23 protein-coding genes are annotated in these 26,289 nt (G+C 71.4%); 9 read left to right on the top strand and 14 right to left on the bottom strand.

Annotation, left to right across the window (positions count from 1 at the left end; genetic code table 11):
* Window positions 1–143: 143 nt before the first annotated feature.
* A complete protein-coding gene (locus P3T39_RS05095; RefSeq protein ID WP_280696128.1) occupies window positions 144–1,487 on the top strand; it encodes a UDP-glucose/GDP-mannose dehydrogenase family protein in 1,344 nt (447 codons plus the stop codon).
* A gap of 46 nt (window positions 1,488–1,533) precedes the next feature.
* On the top strand, window positions 1,534–1,944 hold the full coding sequence (locus P3T39_RS05100; protein ID WP_280696129.1) for a CoA-binding protein: 411 nt from the start codon (window positions 1,534–1,536) through the stop codon (window positions 1,942–1,944).
* Between the two features lie 77 nt (window positions 1,945–2,021).
* On the opposite strand, the gene P3T39_RS05105 is transcribed toward P3T39_RS05100, so the two are convergent.
* Window positions 2,022–3,236, bottom strand: a complete 1,215-nt coding sequence (locus P3T39_RS05105) for a dipeptidase (protein WP_280696130.1) — start codon at window positions 3,234–3,236, stop codon at window positions 2,022–2,024.
* Window positions 3,237–3,394: 158 nt separating this feature from the next.
* Between P3T39_RS05105 and P3T39_RS05110 the strand changes: the two genes are divergently transcribed.
* From P3T39_RS05110 to P3T39_RS05120, 3 genes are all read left to right on the top strand, one after another.
* A complete protein-coding gene (locus P3T39_RS05110) occupies window positions 3,395–4,729 on the top strand; it encodes an MFS transporter (protein ID WP_280696131.1) in 1,335 nt (444 codons plus the stop codon).
* Window positions 4,730–4,885: 156 nt separating this feature from the next.
* On the top strand, window positions 4,886–5,551 hold the full coding sequence (locus P3T39_RS05115) for a response regulator transcription factor (RefSeq protein WP_280696132.1): 666 nt from the start codon (window positions 4,886–4,888) through the stop codon (window positions 5,549–5,551).
* The gene (locus tag P3T39_RS05120; RefSeq protein ID WP_280696133.1) at window positions 5,551–6,870 is read left to right on the top strand and encodes a HAMP domain-containing sensor histidine kinase; all 1,320 of its coding nucleotides are present in this window, start codon (window positions 5,551–5,553) and stop codon (window positions 6,868–6,870) included. The genes P3T39_RS05115 and P3T39_RS05120 overlap by 1 nt, the downstream gene beginning before the upstream one ends.
* Before the next feature lie 127 nt (window positions 6,871–6,997).
* Here P3T39_RS05120 and P3T39_RS05125 read toward each other — a convergent pair whose 3' ends face one another.
* The 3 genes from P3T39_RS05125 to P3T39_RS05135 are packed head-to-tail and all read right to left on the bottom strand — an operon-like array spanning window position 6,998 to window position 9,662.
* A complete protein-coding gene (locus tag P3T39_RS05125; protein WP_280696134.1) occupies window positions 6,998–7,966 on the bottom strand; it encodes a TAXI family TRAP transporter solute-binding subunit in 969 nt (322 codons plus the stop codon).
* Window positions 7,967–7,974: 8 nt separating this feature from the next.
* Complete coding sequence (gene purE, locus P3T39_RS05130; protein WP_280696135.1) at window positions 7,975–8,508, bottom strand: 5-(carboxyamino)imidazole ribonucleotide mutase; 534 nt, start codon at window positions 8,506–8,508, stop codon at window positions 7,975–7,977.
* On the bottom strand, window positions 8,505–9,662 hold the full coding sequence (locus P3T39_RS05135; RefSeq protein WP_280696136.1) for a 5-(carboxyamino)imidazole ribonucleotide synthase: 1,158 nt from the start codon (window positions 9,660–9,662) through the stop codon (window positions 8,505–8,507). Before P3T39_RS05135 ends, purE begins: the two co-directional genes overlap by 4 nt.
* Window positions 9,663–9,900: 238 nt before the next feature.
* On the opposite strand from P3T39_RS05135, the gene P3T39_RS05140 reads away from it, so the two are divergent.
* Entirely contained in the window at window positions 9,901–10,422 is a 522-nt protein-coding gene (locus P3T39_RS05140) for a GtrA family protein (protein WP_280696137.1), read from the top strand.
* Between the two features lie 57 nt (window positions 10,423–10,479).
* Here P3T39_RS05140 and P3T39_RS05145 read toward each other — a convergent pair whose 3' ends face one another.
* Together P3T39_RS05145 and P3T39_RS05150 are read right to left on the bottom strand one after the other, a co-directional pair.
* Window positions 10,480–11,715, bottom strand: coding sequence for an ATP-binding protein (locus P3T39_RS05145; protein WP_280696138.1), 1,236 nt, complete (start codon window positions 11,713–11,715; stop codon window positions 10,480–10,482).
* A gap of 43 nt (window positions 11,716–11,758) precedes the next feature.
* Entirely contained in the window at window positions 11,759–12,433 is a 675-nt protein-coding gene (locus P3T39_RS05150) for a response regulator transcription factor (protein ID WP_280696139.1), read from the bottom strand.
* A gap of 150 nt (window positions 12,434–12,583) precedes the next feature.
* On the opposite strand from P3T39_RS05150, the gene P3T39_RS05155 reads away from it, so the two are divergent.
* Window positions 12,584–14,113, top strand: a complete 1,530-nt coding sequence (locus P3T39_RS05155) for a peptide MFS transporter (protein ID WP_280696140.1) — start codon at window positions 12,584–12,586, stop codon at window positions 14,111–14,113.
* A 285-nt stretch (window positions 14,114–14,398) separates the two neighbouring features.
* Window positions 14,399–15,910, top strand: coding sequence for an oligopeptide:H+ symporter (locus P3T39_RS05160; RefSeq protein WP_280696141.1), 1,512 nt, complete (start codon window positions 14,399–14,401; stop codon window positions 15,908–15,910).
* 67 nt (window positions 15,911–15,977) lie between these two features.
* On the opposite strand, the gene hutI is transcribed toward P3T39_RS05160, so the two are convergent.
* The 7 genes from hutI to hutH form a co-directional block, all read right to left on the bottom strand.
* A complete protein-coding gene (gene hutI / locus P3T39_RS05165) occupies window positions 15,978–17,147 on the bottom strand; it encodes an imidazolonepropionase (RefSeq protein ID WP_280696142.1) in 1,170 nt (389 codons plus the stop codon).
* A gap of 86 nt (window positions 17,148–17,233) precedes the next feature.
* The gene (locus P3T39_RS05170; protein ID WP_280696143.1) at window positions 17,234–18,592 is read right to left on the bottom strand and encodes a formimidoylglutamate deiminase; all 1,359 of its coding nucleotides are present in this window, start codon (window positions 18,590–18,592) and stop codon (window positions 17,234–17,236) included.
* Window positions 18,574–19,767 (bottom strand): allantoate amidohydrolase, encoded by a 1,194-nt coding sequence (locus P3T39_RS05175; protein WP_280696370.1) that lies wholly within the window; start codon window positions 19,765–19,767, stop codon window positions 18,574–18,576. Before P3T39_RS05175 ends, P3T39_RS05170 begins: the two co-directional genes overlap by 19 nt.
* A gap of 17 nt (window positions 19,768–19,784) precedes the next feature.
* Window positions 19,785–21,458, bottom strand: a complete 1,674-nt coding sequence (hutU, locus tag P3T39_RS05180; RefSeq protein WP_280696144.1) for a urocanate hydratase — start codon at window positions 21,456–21,458, stop codon at window positions 19,785–19,787.
* A gap of 141 nt (window positions 21,459–21,599) precedes the next feature.
* The gene (locus P3T39_RS05185) at window positions 21,600–21,902 is read right to left on the bottom strand and encodes a hypothetical protein (RefSeq protein WP_280696145.1); all 303 of its coding nucleotides are present in this window, start codon (window positions 21,900–21,902) and stop codon (window positions 21,600–21,602) included.
* A 99-nt stretch (window positions 21,903–22,001) separates the two neighbouring features.
* Window positions 22,002–22,871 carry a MurR/RpiR family transcriptional regulator gene (locus P3T39_RS05190; protein ID WP_280696146.1) on the bottom strand — a complete coding sequence of 290 codons (870 nt, stop codon included), beginning with the start codon at window positions 22,869–22,871 and terminating at the stop codon, window positions 22,002–22,004.
* A gap of 356 nt (window positions 22,872–23,227) precedes the next feature.
* Entirely contained in the window at window positions 23,228–24,802 is a 1,575-nt protein-coding gene (hutH, locus tag P3T39_RS05195; RefSeq protein ID WP_280696371.1) for a histidine ammonia-lyase, read from the bottom strand.
* A gap of 199 nt (window positions 24,803–25,001) precedes the next feature.
* Between hutH and fdhD the strand changes: the two genes are divergently transcribed.
* Window positions 25,002–25,817 carry a formate dehydrogenase accessory sulfurtransferase FdhD gene (gene fdhD, locus P3T39_RS05200; protein WP_280696147.1) on the top strand — a complete coding sequence of 272 codons (816 nt, stop codon included), beginning with the start codon at window positions 25,002–25,004 and terminating at the stop codon, window positions 25,815–25,817.
* A 51-nt stretch (window positions 25,818–25,868) separates the two neighbouring features.
* Here fdhD and P3T39_RS05205 read toward each other — a convergent pair whose 3' ends face one another.
* Window positions 25,869–26,126 (bottom strand): hypothetical protein, encoded by a 258-nt coding sequence (locus tag P3T39_RS05205; protein WP_280696148.1) that lies wholly within the window; start codon window positions 26,124–26,126, stop codon window positions 25,869–25,871.
* Between the last annotated feature and the right edge of the window lie 163 nt (window positions 26,127–26,289).

Consider the following 26,289-nt stretch of genomic DNA (forward strand, 5'->3'; position numbering starts at 1 on the left):
ACCACATCGTTACCGACCGGCGGCCTGGCCCCGCCCCTGCCCCCGGTCCGGACCGCTGCGGCGCCCGGCCGGGCGCCGGATACCATCGGTGGCTGCGGCCGGACGGGACCGTACGGTCCGGCACTACTGACAAGGGGAAGCGCGTGACCCTCCGCATCACGGTGATCGGCACCGGCTACCTCGGCGCCACGCACGCCGCCTGCATGGCGGAGCTCGGCTTCGAGGTGCTCGGCCTGGACATCGACCCGGAGAAGATCGCCGCCCTGGCCGCGGGCCGGGTGCCGATGTACGAGCCGGGCCTCGGCGAGCTGCTGCTCAAGCATGTCGCCGGGCAGGAGGGCTCCACCGGGCGGCTGCGCTTCACCACCTCCTGGCAGGAGGTCGCCGACTTCGGCGACGTGCACTTCATCTGCGTCAACACCCCGCAGAAGAAGGGCGAGTTCGCGGCCGACATGTCGTACGTGGACGCCGCGCTCGACTCGATCGCGCCGCACCTGACCCGGCCGACCCTGGTGGTCGGCAAGTCCACCGTGCCGGTCGGCAGCGCCGGCCGCCTGGCCGAGCGGCTGGCCGAACTCGCCCCCGCCGGCGAGGCCGCCGAGCTGGCCTGGAACCCCGAGTTCCTGCGCGAGGGCTACGCCGTCGGCGACACCCTGCACCCCAACCGGCTGGTGGCCGGCGTGCGCAGCGAGCACGCCGAGCAGCTGCTGCGCGAGGTGTACGCGACGCCGATCGCCGAGGGCGTGCCGTTCGTGGTCACCGACTTCCCGACCGCCGAGCTGGTCAAGGTCGCCGCCAACTCCTTCCTGGCCACCAAGATCTCCTTCATCAACGCGATGGCCGAGGTCTGCGAGAGTGCCGGCGCGGACGTCGTCCAGCTCAGCCAGGCCCTCGCCCACGACGACCGGATCGGCGCCAAGTTCCTCGGCGCCGGGCTCGGCTTCGGCGGCGGCTGCCTGCCCAAGGACATCCGCGCCTTCATGGCCCGCGCCGGGGAGTTGGGCGCCGACCAGGCGCTGACCTTCCTGCGCGAGGTCGACTCGATCAACATGCGCCGCCGCTCCCGGATGGTCGAGCTGGCCCGCGAGCAGTGCGGCGGCGGCTTCCTCGGCCGCCGGGTCGCCGTGCTCGGCGCGGCCTTCAAGCCCAACTCGGACGACATCCGGGACTCCCCCGCGCTCAACGTCGCCGGCCAGATCCAGCTCCAGGGCGCCCAGGTCACCGTCTACGACCCCAAGGCCATGGACAACGCCCGGAAGATGTTCCCCGGCCTGGCCTACGCCGAGTCCGCGCTGGAGGCCGTCGAGGGTGCGCATGTGGTGCTGCACCTGACCGAGTGGCAGGAGTTCCGCGAGCTGGACCCGGAGACGGTCGGCGCCCTCGTCGCCGAGCGGCGGCTGCTGGACGGGCGCAACGTGCTGGACGATGCGAAGTGGCGGGCCGCCGGCTGGACGTACCGCGCGATGGGGCGCCCCGGCATCGAGTAGCGCCGGGCCCGGAATGCCGCGGCCCGTACCGCGGTTGCAGACTGGCATGACGTACGGAGACGAAGCCGCGGTCCGCATGATCCTCAGGGACACCGGCGACACCTGGGCCGTGGTCGGCCTGTCCAACAACACCGCGCGGGCCGCCTACGGCGTCGCCCGGGTGTTGCAGCGGGCGGGCAAGCGGGTGGTGCCGGTGCACCCGAAGGCCGAGACGGTGCTCGGCGAGCAGGGCTACGCCACTCTCGCCGAAATCCCGTTCGAGGTCGACGTGGTGGATGTGTTCGTCAACTCCGGCCTGGCCGGCGAGGTTGCCGACCAGGCCGTCGAGGTGGGTGCCAAAGCCGTCTGGTTCCAGCTGGACGTGATCGACGAGGCGGCCTACCGGCGGACCACCGCCGCCGGTCTCGACATGGTCATGGACCGCTGCCCGGCGATCGAGCTGCCGCTGCTCGACTGACCCCACGGGCAGGGTCGGCAGTTCACCGGGGAGGCGCACCTGGCTCAGACCGACCGGCAACAGCGATGCCGCGGGCCCTATTGCCGGTCGGTCTCAGCGATGCCGCCGTCGAGCTGGGCGATGGTCGCGATCGAGGGCTTGCGGGTGCGCTGGAGCCCGGCCGCCACCGACTCCGCATCGCGCAGCACGCGCACCGCGTTGTGCCAGGTCAGCTTGGAGACGTCGGTTTCGGACCAGCCGCGGTGCAGCAGTTCGGCGATCAGGTTGGGGTAGCTGGCGACGTCGTCCAGGTCGGCGGGGGCGAACGCGGTGCCGTCGAAGTCGCCGCCGATGCCGATGTGGTCGATGCCCGCGACCTCGCGCATGTGGTCGAGGTGGTCGGCGACGGTGGCGGCGGTGGCCTCCGGGCGCGGGTGGCCGGCCTCGAACGCACGCTGGCAGTCCATCGCGGCGGGGGTGGTCTCCAGGTGGTGGAAACCGTGGGCGCGCATGTTCTCGTCGGCGGCCAGGGTCCACTCGATGGCGGCGGGCAGGATGAACTTCAGGACGAACGTGGCCATCGCGACACCGCCGTTGGCGGGCAGCTGGGCCAGGACGTCGTCCGGGATGTTGCGCGGGTGGTCGCAGACGGCGCGCGCCGAGGAGTGCGAGAACAGCACCGGCGCCTCGGTGACGCGCAGCGCGTCCCGCATGGTGTCGGCGGAGACGTGCGAGAGGTCGACCAGCATGCCGAGGCGGTTCATCTCCCTGACCACCTCCTCGCCGAAGGCGGTGAGACCGCCCGCCACCGGCTCGTCGGTGGCCGAGTCCGCCCAGGGCAGGTTGTCGTTGTGGGTGAGCGTCATGTAGCGGACGCCCAGACGGTGCAGCGCGCGCAGGGTGGCGAGCGAGCAGGCGATGGAGTGGCCGCCCTCGGCTCCCATCAGCGAGGCGATCCGGCCCTCGGCGCGGGCCGCCTCCATGTCGTCGGCGCTCAGCGCGAGCCGCAGCCGGTCCGGGTACCGGTCGGTCAGCGCGCGGACGAAGTCGATCTGCTCCAGGGTGGCGCTGACCGCCCGGTCGCCCGCGTAGTCGCTACGTACGTACACGGACCAGAACTGCGCACCGATGCCGCCCTCGGCGAGCCTGGCCAGGTCGGTGTGCAGGCGGGCGCTCTGGTCGGCGGCCAGGTCGAGCGCGTCGAGGTCGTAGCCCACCTGGGCGCGCATCGCCCAGGGCAGGTCGTTGTGGCCGTCCACCACCGGGGTGTCGCGGAGGACGGCGCGGGCGCGGGCGAGCAGCTCAGGAGTCATATCCCCTGTTCTATACCCATGCCGGCCGGCCGTGATCGGGCCGAAGTGTTAACCGGACGTTAGCTCTCGGCCCGGGCTCTCGCCCCGGCCTCCCGCGCTGGTGGACGCTGCCTCCGACGGCGGCCCCACCCGGCCGCCGGCCGAGCCCGGAGGTCCCCATGCCCGCAGCAGGCAGCACCGCCACGCCCTGGAGAGCCGTCGTCGGCGGCTCGATCGGCAACCTGATCGAGTGGTACGACTGGTTCGTCTACGCGAGCTTCGCCACCTACTTCGCCAGCTCCTTCTTCCCCCACGGCAACCCCACCGCCCAACTGCTCAACACGGCCGGGATCTTCGCCGTCGGCTTCTTCATGCGCCCGGTCGGCGGCTGGCTGCTCGGGCGCTACGCCGACCGGCGCGGGCGGAAGGCGGCGCTCACCCTCACCGTGACCATGATGTCGCTGAGCGCACTGCTGATCGCTCTTGCCCCGACCTACCACCAGGTCGGCTACGCCGGAGCGGTCGTGCTGCTGGTGGCCCGCCTGCTCCAGGGCCTGTCGGTGGGCGGCGAGTACGCGGCCAGCGCCACCTACCTGACCGAGGCGTCCAACCCCGGGCGGCGCGGCTTCGTCTCCAGCTTCCAGTACGTCTCGATGACGTTCGGGCAGCTGCTCGGCCTCGCCCTGCAGATCCTGCTCCAGCACGCCATGTCCGCTGCGGATCTGCACTCCTACGGCTGGCGCGTTCCGTTCGTCGTAGGAGCACTCGGCGCGGCGGCGATCCTCTGGCTGCGGCGCAACCTGATGGAGACCGAGGCGTACACCGAGGCCGAGGCACAGAGCCAGGAGGAGAACGCCGAGCGCGGCAGCATGCGCCGACTGCTCCAGCACAAGCGGGAGTTCGCGCTGGTCATGGCACTCACCATGGGCGGCACCGTGGCCTACTACACGTACACCACGTATCTCACCAAGTACCTCTCCAACACCGTCGGTCTGAGCAAGAACGACGCCGCGCTGATCAGCTTCTTCGCGCTGACCGTCTTCATGCTGCTCCAGCCCTTCGCCGGAGCACTCTCCGACCGGATCGGCCGCCGCCCGCTGCTGATCACCTTCGGTGTCGGCGCCACCTTCGGCACCGTGCCGCTGATGACCACGCTCTCGCACACCGGCAGCTTCACGGGCGCACTGCTGCTGGCGATCGTGGCCCTCGTCCTGGTCACCGGCTACACCTCGATCAACGCGGTGGTGAAGGCCGAGCTGTTCCCCACCCAGATCCGCGCACTCGGGGTCGCCCTGCCCTATGCGCTGGCCAACGCGTTGTTCGGCGGCACGGCCGAGTACGTGGCCCTCTGGTTCAAGAACGCGGGCGCCGAGTCCGGCTACTACTGGTACGTCTCCGGCTGCGCGGCCGTCTCGCTGGTCGTCTACCTGTGCATGCGGGAGACCGGCAGCGCCAGGCTCTCCGCCGCCGAGCAGCAGTCCGCCGAGGCCGACGGCACCCGCGCCACCGTCTGACCCTCCGTCGTGAGGGGCGCGGGGAACTGCGCGGCTACTCGTGGGGCGCGAGCACTGGGTTTTCAGGGGCGCGGGGCTCTGAAGAGTTGCCGCTTGCCCTTGGGGGCTGCCCTAGCCCCGGGAGAGGTCGGCTGGACAGCCCCTATGGTTGGGGCCATGCGCGTACTCCTGGTCGAGGACGACGACCGGCTCGCTGCCGCCCTGATCTCCGCACTCGCCCGGCACGGCCACCAGGTGGTCCGCGCCGGGCGGGCCGACGACGCCCTGCGGCTAAAGGACAGCGCCGAGTTCGTCCTGCTCGACCTCGGCCTGCCCGATATGGACGGCCTGGACGCGCTGCGCCGGCTGCGCCGGGTCTCCACCGTCCCGGTGATCGTGGTGACCGCCAGGACCGAGGAGCGCGACGTGCTGCGCGGCCTGCGCTCCGGCGCCGACGACTACCTGGTCAAGCCCTTCCGGACGGCCGAACTGGTGGCCCGGATGGGCGCCGTACTGCGCCGGGGCACCCGTCCGCTGGCCGCCGCCGGACGGGCGGTGGTCGAGGTCGGCGACACCCGGATCGACCTGGAGACGCGGCAGATCACCGTGAACGGCGCGCAGGTCGCACTCACCCGGCGCGAGTTCGACGTCCTCGCGCTGCTGGCCCGTGAACCCGGCGTCGTCCGCAGCCGGGAGGAGATCCTCGACGAGGTCTGGGGCGACGTCCTGATGTCCGCCTCCCGCTCGCTGGACGTGCACATCGCGGGTATCCGCGCCAAGACCGGCCGGCCGCAGCTGGTCGAGACCCTGCGGGCCACCGGCTACCGACTGGCCGTCGACTGATGCAGCGCCGACTGCTGCTGGTCACCACCCTGCTGATCGTCTGCCTGGTGGCCGCGCTCGCCGTACCGCTCGCCCTGGCCTACTCCTCGCACCGCACCGGGCGCCTGCTGCTCGCCCGCCGGGCCGACGCCACCCGCTTCGCCGAACTCACCGACCGGGCCATCCGGGAGGGCGACTCGGCCGCACTGGCCGCCGAGGTCTCCCGGTACTCCGGGCTGTACGGGGCAGCGGTGGAGATCCGCGACCGGGACGGCCGCCTACTGGCGGGCGGCGGCGTCGACGACACCGCCGCGGCCGGGCGGGCACTGTCCGGCCGGATCACCGAGGGACTACCGCTGCTCACACCCCTCGGGCCGTCCACCGTGCTGATCGCCGAACCCGCGGGGCGGGATGCCCAGGTGTCCGGTGTGGTCCTGCTGCGGGCACCCACCACCGCAGCACGCCGGGCCGTCGGTACGGTCTGGGCCGTCCTCGCGGCCGGCTCGCTCGCGGCACTCGGCTGCTCGCTGGTGGCCGCACGCCGGCTGTCCGGCTGGATCCTGCGCCCGGTCGGCGAACTCGACCGCACCACCCGGGCGATCGCCGAGGGACGGCTGGAGGCCAGGATCGGCCTGATGCGCGGACCGGTCGAACTACGGCGCTTGGAGGAGCAGTTCAACACCATGGCCGACGCCATCTCCGCCGCCCTGGAGCGCCAGCGCGCCTTCGTCGCCGACGCCTCGCACGAACTGCGCACCCCGCTCACCGTGCTCTCGCTGCGCCTGGAGAACCTCGAACCGCACCTGACCCCCGCCGGACAGGCCGAGTACGAGGAGACGCTGGCCGAACTCGACCGGCTGGCAGCGCTCCTGGAGGACCTGCTCACCCTCGCCCGCGTCGAGGCCGACGCGGGCCTGACCGGTGCCGGCCCCTCGGGCGCGCTGCGGGAACGACTCACCGGCTGGAAGGAGTTGTACGCCGCCAAGGGGCTGTCCCTCACCGTGGACCTCTCCGACGACGACTCGCCCCTGCCCGCGGCCGTCGCCCGGATCGCCGACATCGCGCTCGACAACGCCGCCAAGTTCGTCCCGTCCGGAGGGCAGGTCACCGTCACCCTCGCCGAGCACGTCCTGACCGTCGCCGACAACGGCCCCGGCCTCGACGCCGCCGGGCGGGAGGCCGCCCTCGGCCGCTTCTGGCGCGCCCCCGACCAGAGCAACGTCCCCGGCAGCGGCCTCGGCCTGGCCATCGCCGCCGAACTCGCCCGCACCTGCGGCGCCACCCTCACCCTGCTGCCCAACACCCCCCACGGCCTGATCGTCGAGCTCCACGGCATCTAGGCGCGGCGACTCGCGGGGCGCGAGGGGCTGCATTTCAGGGGCGCGGGGGGTCAGGGGCGCGGGGAACTGCGCCCCTGACCCCCCCGGCCCCACGGGAAGCCGCGCAGTTCCCCGTTGCCGGGAGGGGTCAGCCGTAGACCGAGCGGTAGTAGGCTGCCGCGCCCGGGTGCAGGGGGATCGTGCCGGTGCCGATCGCGTAGCGTTCGTCGAGGCGGCTGCCGGGGGCGTCGGGGACCTGGAGGCGGTCGCGGCTGCGGAACAGGACTTCGCTGACGGCCCGGACGGTCGCTGTCGGCAGGGCCGCGTGGCAGACCAGGTAACTGGGGGTGCCGAGGGTGTCGGCCGGTGCCTGGGCGCGGTAGGCGTCCGCCGGTACGGCGACGCTCTCGTAGACCGGGCCGTACGTCCGGCGCAGGGCGGTGACGGTCTCGCCGAGCGGGACCAGCCGGATCGGGGTGTCGGCGGCCAGGTCCGCGATGGCCCGGGTGGGGACGCCGCCGGACCAGAAGAAGGCGTCCACCTGGCCGGAGCGCAGTGCTGCCACCGATTCGGTCAGCCCGAGCCGCCGTGCCCCCGTGCTGTCCACCCCTGCTGCCGCCAGCACGCGTTCGGCCACCACCGAGGTACCGGATCCTGCCGCACCCAACGAGACGGCACGACCGGCCAGTTGGCCGACCGTCCGCACCGGGGAGGCGGAAAGCACCACCAGATGCAGGTAGTTGAGGTAGAGCCGGGCGACCGCGGCCACCGCGACCGGCTGCGCGAAGGAGGCCCGACCGGCGATCGCATCCGCCGCGGTATCGGCGAGGGTGAGCCCCAGCTCGGCTCCGCCCTCGCCGATCAGCTGGAGATTGCGGACGCTGGCGGCGGTGTCGAGCACCTGCACGGTCAGGCCGTCGTGCGCCCGGTGGACCTCCACCGCGAGCCGTCGGCCGAAGGTCTCGTACGGGCCGCCCTCGGGGCCGGCCGCCAACCGCAGTACGGCGTGCGGCTCTTCGGCGGAGCAGCCCGCCACGGCGCAGACGCCCAGCGCCCCCGCGCCGCAGACTCCCGACGCGCCGAGCGCCAGCAGCGTTCGGCGCGTCAGGAGCGGCATGCCGGAGGTCAGCCGCCGAAGCCGAAGGAGGTGGAACCCGCCACCTTGGCGCGGAGCTTCTTGCCCTTGTCGGTGGCCTGGTTGTTCAGCTCGGCCTGGAAGTCGGCCATCCGCTCGGTCAGTTCGGGGTCGAACGCGGCGAGCATCCGGACCGCGAGGAGGCCGGCGTTGCGGGCGCCCGCGATCGAGACGGTGGCCACCGGCACCCCGGCCGGCATCTGGACGATGGAGAGCAGGCTGTCCATGCCGTCCAGGTAGCGCAGCGGCACCGGAACGCCGATCACCGGCAGCGGTGTCACCGAGGCGAGCATGCCCGGCAGGTGGGCCGCGCCGCCCGCGCCCGCGATGATCGCCTTGAGCCCGCGCCTGTGTGCGTTCTCGCCGTACGCGACCATCTCGCGCGGCATCCGGTGCGCGGAGACCACGTCGACCTCGTAGGGGATCTCGAACTCGTCGAGGGCCTGGGCGGCGGCCTCCATCACGGGCCAGTCGGAGTCCGAGCCCATGACGATGCCGACGACCGGGCCGTTGCTGTTGCTCATTCGGTGATGGTCCCTCGCAGGTAGGCGGCCGCGTGGCGGGCGCGCTCGCGCACGTCGTCGAGGTCGTCCCCGAAGACGTTGACGTGACCGACCTTGCGGCCGGGCTTCACGTCCTTGCCGTACATGTGGATCCGCAGGCCCGGGTCGCGGGCCATGCAGTGCAGGAAGGCGTGGTACATGTCCGGGTAGTCGCCACCGAGCACATTGACCATGACCGTCCACCTGGCGCGCGGGCGGGGGTCGCCCAGCGGCAGGTCGAGGACGGCGCGGAGGTGGTTCTCGAACTGCGAGGTGACGGCACCGTCCATGGACCAGTGGCCGGAGTTGTGCGGGCGCATGGCCAGCTCGTTGACGAGGATGCGGCCGTCCCGGGTCTGGAAGAGCTCGACCGCGAGGTGGCCGGTGATGTCCAGCTCACCGGCGATCCGCAGCGCCAACGCCTGGGCCTCGGCGGCGAGTTCGGGGTCGAGGCCCGGCGCGGGGGCGGTCACCTCGGCGCAGACGCCGTTCTCCTGGAGGCTTTCCACCACCGGGTACGCGACGGCCTGGCCGCTGGGGGAACGGACCACGTTGGCGGCGAGCTCGCGCAGGAAGTCGACCTTCTCCTCTGCCAGGACGGGCACCCCGGCCAGGAACGGCGCCGCCGCCTCCTGCTCGTTGTCGACCACCCAGACGCCCTTGCCGTCGTAACCACCGCGCACGGTCTTCAGGACCACCGGGTAGCCGGAGCCCTCCTCGGCGAAGGCGGTGACGTCCGCCGGGTCGGCGACCGGGCGGTGGCGCGGGCAGGGCGCACCGATGGAGTCCAGCCTGGCCCGCATCACGCCCTTGTCCTGCGCGTTGACCAGGGCGTCCGGACCCGGCCGGACCGCGATGCCCTCGGCCTGAAGAGTATGGAGGTGCTCGGTGGGGACGTGCTCGTGGTCGAAGGTGATCACGTCACAGCCGGCCGCGAAGCGGCGCAGCGTGTCCAGGTCGCGGTAGTCGCCGAGGACGACGTCCGAGACCACCTGCGAGGCGGAGTCCTGCGGAGTGTCGGCGAGAAGCCGGAAGCGGATGCCCATCGGGATCCCCGCCTCGTGCACCATGCGGGCAAGCTGCCCACCGCCGATCATGCCGACTACTGGAAAATTTGCACTGCCCGCGAAAGTCACGCTGTCCAGGATATCCGGGCCGGTCGCAGGCGGTGCACCGGTGGAGGGTCCGAGGCAACGCCCGCGCGCGCCAACCCCGCTGCGGCCCTGGGCGCCAACGGGGCTGGTGGGAGCGAGTAGCCTGGAGGGCCGGGCCCCAAGAAGCACTATCCGATCTTGTACACGAGGGGCCCGGTCGCGCTGCGCCCGCGCGAGCGCCCACCGACCTCTCGTACGCGAGCACAGGAGACTGCCGGGTATGACCGCGACCACCAACACCAGGCCCTCGCTGTCCCAGCGGCTGCGCGGGCTCTCCGGTGAAGTGATCAAGTTCGGTGTCGTCGGGCTGGTCGGCGTCGTGGTGAACGCCGGGGTCTTCTGGGTCTGCCTCAAGGGCGACGGGCTGATCCACTCGCTGGCCGGTTTCATCGCCACCGCCGTCGCGATCGGCACCAACTACCTGGGCTACCGGTACTGGCTGTACCGGGAGCGCGACGCGGCCTCCCGCAAGCGGGAGATCACCCTCTTCCTGGTCTTCAGCGGCATCGGCATGCTGATCGAGAACGGCATCCTGGCGTTCTCGGTGCATGTGCTCCACTACACCTCGCCCGGCAGTCAGTTGTTCGCCAAGAACGTGGTCGGCCTGGCGGCCGGGACGGTGTTCCGGTTCTTCTCGTACCGCACCTGGGTGTTCAAGGCGATGCCGGAGCTGGCGGAGCCGCAGGTGGTCGAGGAGGCGGAGCTGCTGCTGGCGGCGGAGCCGGCGCAGTACGCGAAGTAGGGCCTCCCGGGGCTTCGCCCCGGACCCCTCGTCTGCGGACCGCTTATCCGCTGCGGCTTATCTGCTGCGGCTCATGAAGAGGGCGAAGACCGGGGGCTGGAGGGAGAGCAGTTCCAGACGGCCGCCGTCGGCCTCGGCGAGGTCGCGGGCCACCGCGAGGCCGATGCCGGTGGAGTTGCGGCCGCTGACGGCGCGTTCGAAGACGCGGTTGCCGAGTTCGGGCGGGACGCCGAGACCCTCGTCCTGGACTTCGGCGACGATCGAGTTGCCGGAGGGGCGGACCCGGACGGTGATGGTTCCGGCGCCGTGCATCAGGGAGTTCTCGATCAGGGTGGCCAGCACCTGGGCGACCGTGCCGGGGGTGCCGATCACCGAGACGCCCTTCAGGCCCTCGATCCGCAGGTTGCGGCCGGTCTCGCGGAGCGAGGGGCCCCACTCCTCGATCTGCTGCTTGATCACGTCGTCCAGGTCGAAGGCGACGGCGGTCGGGCTGTGCGGGTCGCGCTGGTTGGTCAGCAGGCGCTGCACCACGTCCGTGAGCCGCTCGACCTGCTGGAGCGCTATGGTCGCCTCCTCCCGGACGGTGTTCGAGTCCTCGGCCAGTGCGGTGATCTCCTCCAGGCGCATGGAGAGCGCGGTGAGCGGCGTGCGCAGCTGGTGCGAGGCATCGGCGGCCAGGCGGCGTTCGGCGGTGAGCATCCGGGCGATCCGCTCGGCGCTGGTGTCCAGGACCTCGGCGACCCGGTCGAGTTCGGGGACGCCGTAGCGGCGGTCGCGCGGGCGGGGGTCGCCGGATCCGAGCCGCTCGGCGGTCTCGGCGAGGTCGGTGAGCGGGCGGGCGAGCCGCTTGGCCTGCCAGACCGCGAGTGCGACCGCTGCCTGGACGGCCAGCAGGGCGACCAGTCCGAGCAGCAGCAGCATGTTGCCGATCTCGTGGTCCACGTCGCTCCTGGACTGCACGACGGTGACGGTCTCCCCGCTCGCGCCTTCCTCGGTGGCGGTGAGCGCGGGCCCGGTGACCGGGCGGCCGGCTGCGATCAGCGGCTGGCCGGGGATGTCGACGGTGACGAAGCTGCCGTCGGTGACCTGGGCGGCGAACTTCTCCCCGGTGACCGGCTCGCCCGCGGCGAGCCGGCTCTCCACCAGGCCGAGCACGCGCACGGCCGCCGCGTCCACCCGGTCGTTGGCGGCGTTGACGATGCTCTGCTTCTCGATCAGGGCGAGCGGGACGCAGAACACCGCCACCACCACCAGGACCACGCCCAGCAGCGAGTTGATCATTCTGCGCTTCACGCCGGCGTGCTCTCTGCTCGGTTCGGCTGGGCCGTCTTGATGGTCAGTTCTTCTCGAAGCGGAAGCCGACGCCGCGAACGGTGGCGATGTAGCGGGGGTTGGCGGCGTCGTCGCCGAGCTTCTTGCGCAGCCAGGAGATGTGCATGTCCAGGGTCTTGGTGGAGGTCCACCAGGTGGTGTCCCAGACCTGGCGCATGATCTCCTCGCGGGTGACGACTCGTCCGGCGTCTCTGACCAGCACCCGCAGCAGCTCGAACTCCTTGGCGGAGAGGGTGAGCTCCTCCTCGCCGAGCCAGGCGCGGTGCGACTCGATGTCGATCTTCACGCCATGGGCGCCGGTGGTGAGCTGGTCCACGTTGCCGCGCCGGAGCAGCGCCCGGACGCGGGCGAGCAGTTCGGCCAGCCGGAAGGGCTTGGTGACGTAGTCGTCCGCGCCGGCGTCCAGGCCGACCACGGTGTCCACCTCGTCGGCGCGCGCGGTCAGCACCAGCACCGGACAGCTGCGGCCGTCGGCGCGCAGTCGGCGGCAGACTTCGAGGCCGTCCATCTCGGGCAGGCCGAGGTCGAGGACGACGAGGTCGACCTCCTCGGTCAGAGCGGCGCCGAGCGCGGACGGGCCGTCCTCGCGAACGAGGACCTCGTAGCCCTCGCGGCGCAGGGCGCGGGCCAGCGGTTCGGAGATTGCCGGGTCGTCCTCGGCCAGCAGCACACAGGTCATGGGGCGATGGTAGTCGGCTTGACGGCCGACGATCAGGCCTCCCGGAGTGCGGATTCTCCCCGGACGGCGCAATCGCATCCCGTCCTGCACGCCTGACACTCCGCCGACTCCTAGCGTGATCAGCCACGGGCGGCGAGTTCGGGAGGACAGATGGCAAGCGGCGCAACCGAGTTGCAGGACGAGCGGGAGCCGGATCCGTTCTCCGCCTCGGGCGCACCGCCCGAGGACGAGCACGCCTTCTTCGGGCATCCGCGCGGCCTGGCCACGCTTTTCATGACCGAACTGTGGGAGCGCTTCAGCTACTACGGGATGCGGTCGCTGCTGGTGCTCTTCCTCACCGTGCCGACCGCCGAGGGCGGGATCGGCCTGGACAGCGTGACGGCGGCCTCGGTCTTCTCCGTCTACAGCTCGATGATCTGCATGCTGGCGATCCTGGGCGGCTGGCTCTCGGACCGCGTGTGGGGGGCTCGCCGGGCGGTGCTGGTCGGCGCCCTGGTCATCATGGGCGGGCACTTCACACTCGCGGTGCCGCTCGGTGCGACGTTCTGGCCGGGCCTTGGACTGATCGCGGTCGGCACCGGTCTGCTGAAACCGAATGTCTCCGCCATCGTCGGGCAGCTGTACCGGGCGGACGATCCACGCCGGGACGGCGGCTTCACCGTCTTCTACCTCGCCATCAACAGCGGCGCATTCCTCGCTCCGCTGGCGATCGGCACGGTCGGCCAGCGGGTCGGCTGGCACCTGGGCTTCTCGCTGGCCGGGGTCGGCATGGGCCTCGGCGTGCTCCAGTACGTCCTGGGCCGTCGGCACCTGGGCCGGGCGGGCGAGCTGCCCGGACGGCCGGCCGGGCCCGAGGTGCGGCGCCGGATGCTGCGGTCGGCGGCGCTCTGGGCGGTGGCCGCGACGCTGCTCCTCACGGCGGACGTGCTGCTGGGCCGGTTCTCGGTGCACGAGATGGTGGACGTCCTGGGCCTGGCCGGGACGGCACTGCCCTTCTGGTACTTCACCAGGCTGCGCCGGGACCGCGAGCTGAGCGTGCCGGAACGGACCAGGATGTCCGGCTTCCTCTGGTTCTTCGTCGCCTCGGCGGTGTTCTGGATGATCTACGACCAGTCCGGCTCGACGCTGAACCTCTTCGCCAAGGAGTCCACCGAGCTGTCGCTGCTGGGCGTGCGCTTCCCGTCCAGCTGGTTCAACTCCGTCAACCCGCTCTTCATCATCCTGCTGGCACCGCTCTTCGCCTGGCTCTGGCAGTGGCTCCAGCGGCGCGGGCGCAATCCGAGCACGCCGGTGAAGTTCGGCGTCGCACTGCTGCTGATCGGCGCCTCCTTCGGGGTGATGGGCCTGGCCGAGCTGGCCGCCTCGGGCGGCACCCGGGTCTCCCCGCTCTGGCTGGTCGGCGTCTACTTCGTCCAGACCGTCGCCGAGCTCTTCCTCTCCCCCGTCGGCCTGTCGCTGACCACCAAGCTGGCCCCGGCCAAGTACACCAGCCAGATGCTCGGCCTCTGGTTCCTCTCGATGGCGACCGGGGATGCCGTCGCAGGGTGGACGACCCAGTTGCGCAACGTGATCAGCCCGATGGCCTACTTCTACCTCCAGGGCGCGCTGGCGGTGGCCTGCGGGGCCGCCTTTCTGCTGGCGGCGGGCCGGATCCGGCGACTGATGGGCACTGTGAGGTAGTTCACAGAGCGTGATTGTTATCGAATGTTGTCATGCCCTCGGTCGCCAGGAGGGCCAGGAGGGCATGGTCGAAAAATATCGCGATTCGACCTGTGGTTCGAAGGGAGAATTCCATGCCGACCATGGATTGCCGTACCGGACAGCCCTCGTCCTTTGCTTAGACAATACGTACATAGCAACTTTTGTCCTCCCATTGGTCCGAATACCGCCACGTACAGTGGTCTGGTCCCCGTCCGCCTCAACCCCCCCTCTGGGCGGACGACGTCAGGCAAGGAACCACTACGTATGGCGTCTACGACCGTGGCTGTCGATCTTGATAAGTCGGCACCCTCCAGCGGCAAGACCTTCCTCGGGCACCCCCGTGGACTCGCCACGCTCTTCATGAGCGAAATGTGGGAGCGCTTCAGCTACTACGGCATGCGTGCCCTGCTGGTGCTCTACATGACCGCCTCCGTCGCCGAGGGCGGCCTCGGTATGAAGGTGGCAGTCGCCAGCGCCGTGTACAGCGTGTACACGGCGATGGTCTACCTGCTGGCTCTGCCGGGCGGCTGGATAGCCGACCGCTTCCTCGGTGCTCGCAAGACCGTCGCGGTCGGTGGCTCGATCATCATGATCGGCCACTTCCTGCTGGCTGTCCCGGCCTCCGTGTCGTTCTTCGCCGGCCTGGCTCTCATCGCCATCGGCTCCGGCCTGCTCAAGGCCAACATCTCCACGATGGTCGGCCACCTGTACGACGGCCCGAACGACCCGCGCCGTGATGGTGGCTTCACCATCTTCTACATGGGCATCAACCTCGGTGCCTTCGCGGCTCCGCTGGTCATCGGCACCGTCGGCCAGAGCGTCGACTGGCACCTCGGCTTCGCTCTCGCCGGTGTCGGCATGGCGCTCGGCCTCGGCCAGTTCCTGCTGGGCACCCGCCACCTCAGCGCCAAGAGCGACGTGGTGACCTCGCCGATCTCCGCCGAGGAGAAGAGCGCGATCTTCCGCAAGGCCGGCCTCTGGCTGGCGCTGGCCGTGGTCTTCTACGGCATCGTCGCGCTGACCGGCCACTTCACCATCGACTGGGCCGTCTGGCCGCTGTCGATCGCGGGCATCGCGATCCCGGTGGTCGTCTTCGCCAAGGTGAAGAAGGACAAGGACCTCAACTCGGACGAGCAGTCCAAGATGAGCGGCTACATCTGGTTCTTCGTCGCCGCCGCCGTGTTCTGGATGATCTACGACCAGTCCGGCTCGACGCTGAACGTCTTCGCCGACAAGAACACCGCCTCGTCGATGTTCGGCCTCGACTTCCCGTCCAGCTGGTTCCAGTCGCTGAACCCGCTGTACATCATGGCGCTGGCCCCGCTCTTCGCCTGGCTCTGGGTCTGGCTGGCCAAGCGCGCCAAGAACCCCACCACCACCATGAAGTTCGCCATCGGTCTGCTGATGATCGGCGCTTCCTTCCTGGTGATGATGATGGCGATGGCCGCCTCCGCCGGTGGCGTCAAGGTCACGCCGCTGTGGCTTGCCATGGTCTACCTGATCCAGACCATCGGTGAGCTGACCCTCTCCCCGGTCGGCCTCTCGGTCACCACCAAGCTGGCCCCGACCAAGTACGCCAGCCAGATGATGGGTGTCTGGTTCCTCGCCGTCACGGCGGGTGACTGTGTCGCCGCCATCTTCCAGCTGGTCCTCGGCGACAACGTCGTCGGCAGCACCTGGTACTTCGCGGTCCAGGGCGTGATGGCGCTCATCGCCGGTGTCGCGCTGGCGATGTACCGCAAGAAGGTCGTCAAGCTCATGGGCGACGTGCACTGACGTCCGCATGAGCGAAGGGCCGGTACCCGCTACGGGTACCGGCCCTTCGGCGTCCGTGGACTCGGGCTCAGGCCATCCGCACGCCCGCCCGCCAGACCGCAGCCGTGAGCGGTACGCCCGGACGGTAGGCCAGGTGGACATGCGAGGGGGCCTCCAGGAGCTGGAGGTCGGCCCGGGCACCGACGGTGACGCCGCCGACATCGCTGCGCCGCAGTGCACGGGCACCGCCCACGGTGGCGGCGTGCACCGCCTCGTCCGGGGACATACCCATCTCCCGGACGGCGACGGCGATGCAGAAGGCCATCGAGCTGGTGAAGCTGGAACCGGGGTTGCAGTCGGTGGAGAGCGCGACGGTGGCGCCCGCGTCGAGCAGTCGGCGCGCGTCGGGGTACTTCGCGCGGGTGGAGAACTCGGCACCGGGCAGCAGGGTGGCAACGGTGTCCGACCCGGCGAGGGCCGCCACGTCGGCGTCGGTGAGGTGGGTGCAGTGGTCGGCGGAGGCTGCGCCGAGTTCGACCGCGAGCTGCACACCGGGACCGTACGAGAGCTGGTTCGCGTGCACGCGCGGGATCAGTCCGCGTTCCTGCCCGGCCTTGAGGACGGCACGGGCCTGATCGCCGTCGAAGGCGCCCTGCTCGCAGAAGACGTCCACCCAGCGGGCGTGCGGGGCGCAGGCGTCCAGCATCTCGCCGGTGACCAGGTCGACGTACCCGGCCGGGTCCTCGGCGTACTCGGGCGCGACCACATGCGCGCCGAGGTAGGTGGTCTCGGGGGTGTGCGAGGCGGCGATACGCAGCGCACGGGCCTCGTCGGCGACGGTCAGCCCGTAGCCGGACTTGCACTCGACGGTGGTCGTGCCCTGGCGCAGCGCCTCGTCCAGGAAGCGGACCAGGTTGGCGTCCAGCTCCTCGTCACTGGCGGCCCGGGTGGCGGCGACGGTGGTGCGGATGCCGCCCGCGCTGTAGGACTGGCCGGACATCCGGGCGTTGAACTCGGCGGTGCGATCGCCCGCGAAGACCAGGTGCGCGTGCGAGTCGACGAAGCCGGGCAGCAGGGCGCGGCCCCCGGCGTCGTAGCGCTCGTCGGCGGCGGGGGCCGAGGCGGCGGAGCCGACCCAGGTGATCCGTCCGGCCTCGACCACCACGGCGGCGTCCTGGAGCAGACCGAGCGGGCCGGTGCCGTGGGCCGGGTCGTTGGTGACCAGACTGCCGATATCGGTGATCAGAAGAGTGCTCAACGGATGACCTTTCGTAGAGGGGAACACCGATAGGAGCGCGGGGAACCGGCCGGTCTTCGAGGGGCGCGGGGCTCTGCCCCCGGGAGTCAGGACCGCAGGGCGGCGATCGAGTCGCGGAGGGCGGTCGGGACGTCGGCGATCAGTTGGTGGACGCCGTCGCGGACGATGTGGCGGCCGCCCACCACCACGTGCCGCACGTCGGCGGCCGTGGCCGCGAAGACCGCCGTCTCGGCCCCGAGCGCGGGCGCGGGCCCGGCCGTACGGACGGAGTCCAGCGCGACCACGGTGAAGTCGGCCAGCGCCCCGGCCTCGACCCGCCCGGCCTCGGGCCAGCCGAGGGAGGCGTGGCCGTCCTCGGTGCCCGCGCGCAGCAGGGCGTTGGCCGTCCAGTGGCCCCGGGTGCGGGTGCGCAGGCGCTCGTTCAGCTCCAGCGCCCGTGCCTCCTCGAACGGGTCGACCACGGCGTGGCTGTCGCTGCCCAGGGTGATCGGGCAGCCGCCGCTGGCGAGTCGGCGGGCGGGGCCGATGCCGTCGGCGAGGTCGCGTTCGGTGGTCGGACACATACAGATGTTGGTGGAGGAGTCCGTGAGCAGCCGGATGTCCTCGTCCGTGAGGTGGGTGGCGTGCACGGCACTCGTCCGCGGGCCGAGGACGCCGTGGTCGGCGAGCAGCCGGGTCGGGGTGACGCCGTGGGCGGTGAGGCAGGCGTCGTTCTCGGCGGTCTGCTCGGAGAGGTGCACGTGCAGCACTGCCTTGCGCATCGCCGCCCAGTGCGCGACCGTGCTCAGCTGGTCGGCCGGGACGGCCCGCACCGAGTGGACGGCCGCCCCGATCCTGGCGTGCTCGTTCCCCTTGAGTCCGGACACGCGGGCTGCCCAGGCGTCGGCGTCGCCGTCGCTGAAGCGCAGCTGCGGCTTGGTCGGCTCGGCGCCGAAGCCGGAGGAGAGGTAGCAGGTGTCCAGCAGGGTGATCCGGATCCCGGCCCGGGCCGCCGCCTCGATCAGTGCCTCGCCCATGGCGTTCGGGTCGCCGTAGCGGCCGCCGCCGGGGGCGTGGTGCAGATAGTGGAACTCGCCGACGGCGGTGACTCCCGCCAGTGCCATCTCGGCGTACACGGCGGTGGCCAGTGCCAGGTAGCTGTCCGGGTCGAGCGCACCGGCGAAGCGGTACATGGTGTCCCGCCAGGTCCAGAAGGTGCCGGAGCCGACCTGGACGCTTCCGCGCAGGGCACGGTGGAAGGCGTGCGAGTGGGCGTTGGCCTGCCCGGGCAGCAGCAGGCCGTCGAGCCGGACGGCCCCGGCCGGGCAGGGCCCGCAGTCCGGGGTGACCTTGGCGATCCTGCCGCCCTGGCCGACCACGATCAGCACGTCCTGCTCGACGACCGGTCCGTTGACGTGCGGCAGCCAGGCGTACTCCGCCCAGTACGTCAGGTGGTCGGCTGGCATGCGAGGTCCTCCAGTACATCGGCGAGGGCGGCCACGCCGGCCAGGCAGTCGGCCTCCTCGGCGTGCTCGGCCGGGGAGTGCGAGACACCGCTCGGGTTCCGTACGAACAGCATGGCGGTCGGGATCGCCGATGCCAGGATTCCGGCGTCGTGTCCTGCGCCGGTGGGCAGGACGGGTACGTCGCCGAGGATCCCGGCGAGGCGGTCGCGCAACGGGCCGTCGAAGTCCACCACGGGCGTGTACGACTCACGGGTCAGCTCGACCCGGACGCCGTCGCGCCCGCCGCGCTCGTGGGCCGCCTGCCGGATCTCCTCGACCAGAGCGTCGAGGATCTTCTCGTCGGCGGCCCTGGAGTCCAGCCAGCCCCGGACCAGGGAGGCGATGGCGTTGGTGCCGTTGGGTTCCACCGCGACCTTGCCGAAGGTGGCCAGGGCGCCCGCCAGCTTGGCCTTCTTACGGGCGGCGAGCACGGTGTTGGCGTAGGTGAGCATCGGGTCGCGGCGGTCCTCGATGCGGGTGGTGCCCGCATGGTTGGCCTCGCCGTGGAAGTCGAAGCGCCAGCGGCCGTGCGGCCAGATCGCGCTGGCCACGCCGACCGGATGGGCCTCGGTCAGGTACCGGCCCTGTTCGACGTGCAGCTCGACGAAGGCGCCGATCCGCGCAAGGCGGTCGCCGTCCGCGCCGATCGCGGTCGGGTCGTAGCCGGCCTTCTCCATCGCGTCGGGCAGCCGGATGCCGTCGGCGTCGCGCAGTTCGTACGCCTGCTCGCGCCCCAGGACTCCGGCGGTGAGGCGGGAGCCGATGCAGGCGACGCCGAACCGGGCACCCTCCTCGTCGCCGAAGTTGACGATGGCCAGCGGCCTGGTGAACCGGGCGCCGCGCGAGCGGAGTTCGTCCAGTGCGGCGAAGGAGGAGACCACGCCCAGCGGACCGTCGAAGGCGCCGCCGTCCGGGACGGAGTCCAGGTGCGAGCCGGTGACGATCGCGCCCTCGCCGTTGGGGTCGCCGAGCCAGGCCCACTGGTTGCCGTTGCGGTCCAGCTCGTACGTCAGCGAACGCGCGCGGGCCTGCTCCTCGAACCAGGCACGGCACTCGGCGTCGGCCGAGTTCCAGGCGAAGCGGCGGTAGCCACCGGAGGTGGCGGAGCGGCCCACGGGGAGCAGCTCCGCCCACATCCGGCCGAAAGTGTCGGTCACAGCTCGCCCATCGGGACGCGAACGCCGCGTTCGTCCGCGACCTCGACCGCGCGGTCGTAGCCGGCGTCGACGTGCCGGATGACACCCATGCCCGGGTCGTTGGTGAGCACCCGGCGGATCTTCTCGCCGGCGAGCGCCGTACCGTCGGCGACCGTGACCTGACCGGCGTGGATCGAGCGGCCGATGCCGACGCCGCCGCCGTGGTGGATGGAGACCCAGGACGCGCCGGAGGCGACGTTGACCATGGCGTTGAGCAGCGGCCAGTCGGCGATGGCGTCCGAACCGTCCAGCATCGCCTCGGTCTCGCGGTAGGGGGAGGCGACCGAGCCGCAGTCGAGGTGGTCGCGGCCGATCACGATCGGCGCGGAGAGCTCACCCGAGGCGACCATGTCGTTGAAGCGCTCGCCGGCCTTGTCGCGCTCGCCGTAGCCGAGCCAGCAGATGCGCGCCGGGAGGCCCTGGAAGTGCACCTTCTCCTGGGCCATCTTGATCCAGCGGTGCAGCGACTCGTTCTCCGGGAAGAGGTCGAGCACGGCCTTGTCGGTCTTCGCGATGTCCTGCGGATCGCCGGAGAGCGCAGCCCAGCGGAACGGGCCCTTGCCCTCGCAGAATAGCGGGCGGATGTACGCCGGGACGAAGCCAGGGAAGGCGAACGCCCGGTCGTAACCGGCCAGTTGGGCCTCGCCGCGGATCGAGTTTCCGTAGTCGAAGACCTCGGCGCCCGCGTCCTGGAAGCCGACCATCGCCTCGACGTGCTTGGCCATCGACTCGCGCGAGCGCTGGGTGAACTCGGCGGGCTTGGCCGTCGCGTAGTCCGCCATGTCCTCGAAGGCCACGCCGATCGGCAGGTAGCTCAGCGGGTCGTGGGCGCTGGTCTGGTCGGTGACGATGTCGATCGGGGCGTCCATCGCCAGCAGCTGCGGGAAGATCTCGGCGGCGTTGCCGAGCACGCCGATGGAGAGCGGCTGCTTCTTGTCGCGGGCGGCGGTGGCCAGCTCCAGCGCGTGGGCCAGGTCCTTGGCCTCCACGTCGAGGTAGCGGTGCTCGATCCGGCGGGAGATGCGGGACGGGTCGCAGTCGATGCAGATCGCCACGCCGCCGTTCATGGTGACGGCCAGCGGCTGGGCGCCGCCCATGCCGCCGAGACCGGCGGTCAGGGTGATGGTGCCCGCCAGCGAGCCGTTGAACTTCTTGGCGGCGACGGCGGCAAAGGTCTCGTAGGTGCCCTGGAGGATGCCCTGGGTGCCGATGTAGATCCAGGACCCGGCGGTCATCTGCCCGTACATGGTGAGCCCGAGGCTCTCCAGCCGCCGGAACTCCTCCCAGTTGGCCCAGTCGCCGACCAGGTTGGAGTTGGCGATCAGCACGCGCGGCGCCCACTCGTGCGTCTGCATCACACCGACCGGACGGCCGGACTGGACCAGCATGGTCTCGTCCTGCTTCAGGGTCTGGAGCGTGCGGACCATCGCGTCGTACGAGCGCCAGTCGCGGGCCGCCTTGCCGGTGCCGCCGTAGACGACCAGCTTGGACGGGTGCTCGGCAACCTCGGGGTCGAGGTTGTTCATGAGCATCCGCATAGCGGCTTCCTGCTGCCAGCCCTGCGCGGTCAGCTGCGTCCCACGCGCCGCACGCACCTCACGCGGACCACTGCCCGCCTGCTGCTGCACCATGCTTCCGGCCTCCTTGCGGATGGATTCATTCAACCTTGACGAGACTGAATATATCCAAACAGTCCGGCGGCGACCAGACCCCTGAATACCAGTCCCGTAAAGGAGCGTGGCCGACCCCGGACACCGCCGCGACTCGACCGCTCAGGCCACCGCGTCACCGTCCCAGTCGATACCGATCTCGGCGAGCCAGGCGCGGTCCTCGGCATCCGGGGCGGTGGGGCGGGGCGGGCGCGGAACCTCCTGGATCGGGCCCAGGCCGTACTTCTCGGCGGCGGCCGCGGCAGCCGCGTTCGGTTCGATGACGCCGACATGGACGGCCGACTCGTCACCGGTCTCCAGAACGGTCAGCTCGGGGTCGGGCGGGCGGCGCAGCGCGATGCGCCGCCCGCAGGTCGGGCAGGACCACTCGTCGGCCCCCGAGGCGAGCCGGCCGGTCAGTCTCATCTGATGGATCGGACGCATGGCGGACACCCCCGTCGAGCCCCTGCACCGGGGCCTGTTGATGGGATGCCCGCTCACGGGCCGTCAGCAACTCCCCAGGAGCTATTCGAGGAACAATCCCCGGGCCGTCGCCGACTGCTCGATCGCCTCCAACCGGGCTTCCGCGCCCGGGAGTTCGTCACACATTGCCTGCATCAGCACCCGGCCGAGCATCATCGGCGCACAGGCGGTGTCGAAGACCAGACCGGTGCCGACGGCGGCCGGGAGCAGGAGGTCGGAGAGCTTGGCAACCGGAGCGAAGGCGCTGTCGGCGACGGTGAGGACGGTCAGGCCGCAGTCACGGGCGACGGCGAGCGCGTCCATCAGTTCGCGCGGGTAGCGCGGCAGGGCGAAGCAGAGCAGCGCGGTGGCACCGGCCGCGGCAGCCTGTTCGAGACGGTCGGCGAGCATGCTGCCGCCCTCGTCCAGCAGCCGGATGTCCGGGTGCACCTTGGCCGCGAAGTACGCGAAGCCCCTGGCCTGGGCGGAGGCGGCGCGCAGGCCGAGGACGGGCAGCGGGCGGGAGGCGGCCAGCAGCCGGGCGGCCCGGACGATCGGCTCGGGGTCGGCGAGCAGTTCGGCGAGGTGGCGCAGATGCTCGATCTCGGCGAGTACGGCCTGCTGGTGCTCGTTGCGGACCACGTCGGCGGGTGTCTCGGGTGCGGACGGCTCGCCCGCGCCGAGTTCACGCAGCTGCTTGCGCAGCGCCGGGTAGCCGTCGAAGCCGAGCGCGACGGCGAAGCGGGTCACCGAGGGCTGGCTGACCCCGGCGAGCTCGGCCACCTCGACGCTGGAGAGGAACGGCGCCTCGGTGGCGTGCCTGACCAGCGAGTGCGCGATCCGGCGCTGGGTCGGTGTGAGCCGGTGGCCCTCGAAGAGCTGGAGCAGTCGGGAGGAGGGGCCGACGGTGCCGGTCTCGTCCATGGCGGTCATCAGCGGTACCTCCGAGCTTGGTTGCAGCGCACGCCTTTGGCCATGGCGGCTGGGACGACTGTGGCGCAGTCCTGCCAGGCGGGGCAACGACGTATCGAACAGCGGACGGGCCGCCAGGGGCAACGGCCGAAGGCCGTTGGGGGCGCGGGGCTCTGTCTGACCAACTGCGTGCGCGAATCGGAAGGCAACGAGCCCCTACCTGGCCTCCGTAGAGCCAGTTGCACCGCCCCACCGAGGCTTACGAGGTGCAACTGGCCCACCGGGCCCGGCTGAAGGCAGTCACCTTCCGCTGCGCGCACGCAGTTGGTCAGACAGAGTCCCGCGCCCCTGTTGACGTACCCGACTGCCCAGGACTGTCAGGCGAGCGGTCCGGTGACCTGCTCGACCGCACGGACCAGCTCACCCGAGGCGACCAGCGCGGCGGCGGCCTCCAGGTCGGGAGCGAGGAAGCGGTCCCGACCTGGTCCACCGACACCGGCCTCGCGGGCGGCGGTCACCGCGGCGGCGGTGCCGGGAGCGGTCGGGCCGCTGCCGTTGTCCGTACGGATCTCCAGCGCACGGGCGGCGGCGGTCAGTTCGACGGCGAGGATCCGCCCCAGGTTGTCCACGGCCTGGCGCAGCTTGCGGGCGGCGGACCAGCCCATCGAGACATGGTCCTCCTGCATCGCGGAGGACGGGATCGAGTCCACCGAGGCCGGGACGGCGAGGCGCTTGTTCTCGCTGACCAGGGCGGCCTGGGTGTACTGGGCGATCATCAGGCCGGAGTCCACGCCCGGGTCGTCGGCCAGGAAGGCCGGCAAGCCGTGCGAGCGGGCCTTGTCGAGCAGCCGGTCGGTGCGGCGCTCGGAGATCGAACCGAGGTCGGCGGCGGCGATGGCGAGGAAGTCCAGCACGTACGCGACCGGGGCGCCGTGGAAGTTGCCGTTCGACTCCACCCGGCCGTCGGGCAGCACCACCGGGTTGTCCACCGAGGCGGCCAGCTCGCGCGAGGCCACCAGCTGGGCGTGCGCCAGGGTGTCCCGGCCCGCGCCGGCCACCTGCGGGGCGCAGCGGATCGAGTAGGCGTCCTGGACGCGCGGAGCGTCGTCCTGGTGGTGCCCGGTCAGCCCGGAGCCCTTGAGGACGGCGAGCATATTGGCGGCGCTGAGCGTCTGGCCGGGGTGCGGGCGGATCGGGGCGTGCAGCTCGGGGGCGAGCACCTTGTCGGTGCCGAGCAGCGCCTCCAGGCTCATCGCGGCGGTGATGTCGGCCGTGGTGAACAGGCGGGTCAGGTCGGCGATGGCCATCACCAGCATGCCGAGCATGCCGTCGGTGCCGTTGATGAGGGCCAGGCCCTCCTTCTCCAGCAGCTCGACCGGCTCGATCCCGGCGGCGCCCAGGAGTTCGGCGGCGGGCTTCTCCACCCCGTCGGGGCCGAAGGCGGTGCCCTCGCCCATCAGGACGAGTGCGCAGTGCGAGAGCGGCGCCAGGTCGCCGGAGCAGCCGAGCGAGCCGAACTCCCGCACCACGGGCGTGATGCCCGCGTTGAGGATGGCGGCCATGGTCTGGGCGACCAGCGGACGCACACCCGTACGTCCGGAGGCCAGGGTCTTCATCCGCAGGAACATCAGCGCGCGGACCACCTCGCGCTCCACCGTCGGGCCCATCCCCGCGGCGTGCGAGCGGACCAGCGAACGCTGGAGCTGCGCCCGCAGCTCGGGGCTGATGTGCCGGACGGCGAGCGCACCGAAGCCGGTGGAGACGCCGTAGACGGGACGCGGCTCGGCCGCGAGAGCATCAATCCGAGCGCGGGAGCCTGCCATCTCGGCGAGCGCATCCGGTCCGATCTCGACCCGGGCATTGCCCCGCGCGACGGCAAGCACGTCCTCGGCGCTGACGTCGGCCTTGCCGACCAGCACGAGCGGCGCATCGGGGGCCACAGCACTGTGCATATCCATATACACAATCACACCAGGTGAATGAAGATATGACAACCGTTGATTCCGCCGAACCTTCCGGCCGGCCTCCCCGTCACGACCACTCTGCCCGGGAGCTGCGGGTCCGACCGGCCGGCAGCCGAGGGCGGATTTCCCGTACTCCGGGCGGATGACGCAGGCTGGGGGCGGAACAGCGAGCGGGAGGCGGCCGGGGATGGCACGGGCGACGGTGCGGCGACGGGTGGTACGGCTGCGCGGGGACGAGCGGGGGGCGCGGCCGGATGCGCTCGCGGCGGAGGAGCCACTGGAGATCCGGGTCGGCGGGGAGGCGCTGACGGTGACCATGAGGACGCCCGGACACGACTTCGACCTGGTGGCCGGGTTCCTGGTGGGCGAGGGGATGGTGGAGCGCGGTGAGCAGCTGGCCGCACTGCGCTACTGCGCCGGGACGGACGACAACGGGGAGAACAGCTACAACGTGGTGGACGCCACCGTACGCGGGGCCGCCACCGCCCTCTCCAGCCACCGCAACCTGCTGACCACCAGCGCCTGCGGCCTCTGCGGCCGGGACACCGTCGACGCGGTACGGATGCACATCCGCCACCCGCTCGACCAGGACCCGCTCACGGTCTCCCCCGAGCTGCTGTACGCGCTGCCCGACCGCCTGCGTGCGGCGCAGCGGACCTTCGAGTCCACCGGCGGCCTGCACGCCGCCGGGCTGTTCGCACCGAGCGGTGAACTGCTCTGCGCCCGCGAGGACGTGGGGCGGCACAACGCGGTGGACAAGGTGATCGGCTGGGCCCTGCGCGAGGGGCGGCTGCCGCTGACCGGGCATCTGCTGCTGGTCAGCGGCCGCGCCTCGTTCGAGTTGACGCAGAAGGCGGCACTGGCGGGCCTACCGCTGCTGGCCGCCGTCTCGGCGCCGTCCTCGCTCGCGGTGGATCTGGCCGAGGATCTCGGCCTCACCCTTGTCGGCTTCCTGCGCGGGCAGAGCGCCAACGTCTACACCCGCCCGGACCGGGTGGTCTGAGGAGCCCCTGCCACGGGCGGCAGCCGTACGGCGCTCAGCGCCGCCGAAGGCTCAGTTGGTGCAGAAGCTGACGGCGATCGGGCTGCCGGTGCAGTTGGTGGGATGGTTGTCGACGATCGCGGAGTCCCGGAGGACACGGAACTGGGTGTTCGTCCAGACGCAGCCCGCGCTGGTGCCGGAGGTCCCGGTGCCGGAGGTGTTCCCGTTCACGAGGCTGTCGCGCAGGACCGTGTGGTCGTCGTTGAAGACGCCGAACACCCCCTCCGGTCGGCGATGGTCACCACGCCACACGCCACTGACAGTGCACACGGTCACTCCGACGCTCCGCACCTCCCGGCCGAAGATCCGCCTCATCACCCGGCTGAAACCCATCGCACTGCGGACAGATGCAGCACATGTTCGCATCACAACCCCCGTTCCCGCCCGGCCCCTGCGGTCGGGCGGCAGTACCAACTGTCCTACTCCGGCCCGC

The organism is Kitasatospora sp. GP82 (assembly GCF_029892105.1).
Lineage (GTDB): Bacteria > Actinomycetota > Actinomycetes > Streptomycetales > Streptomycetaceae > Kitasatospora.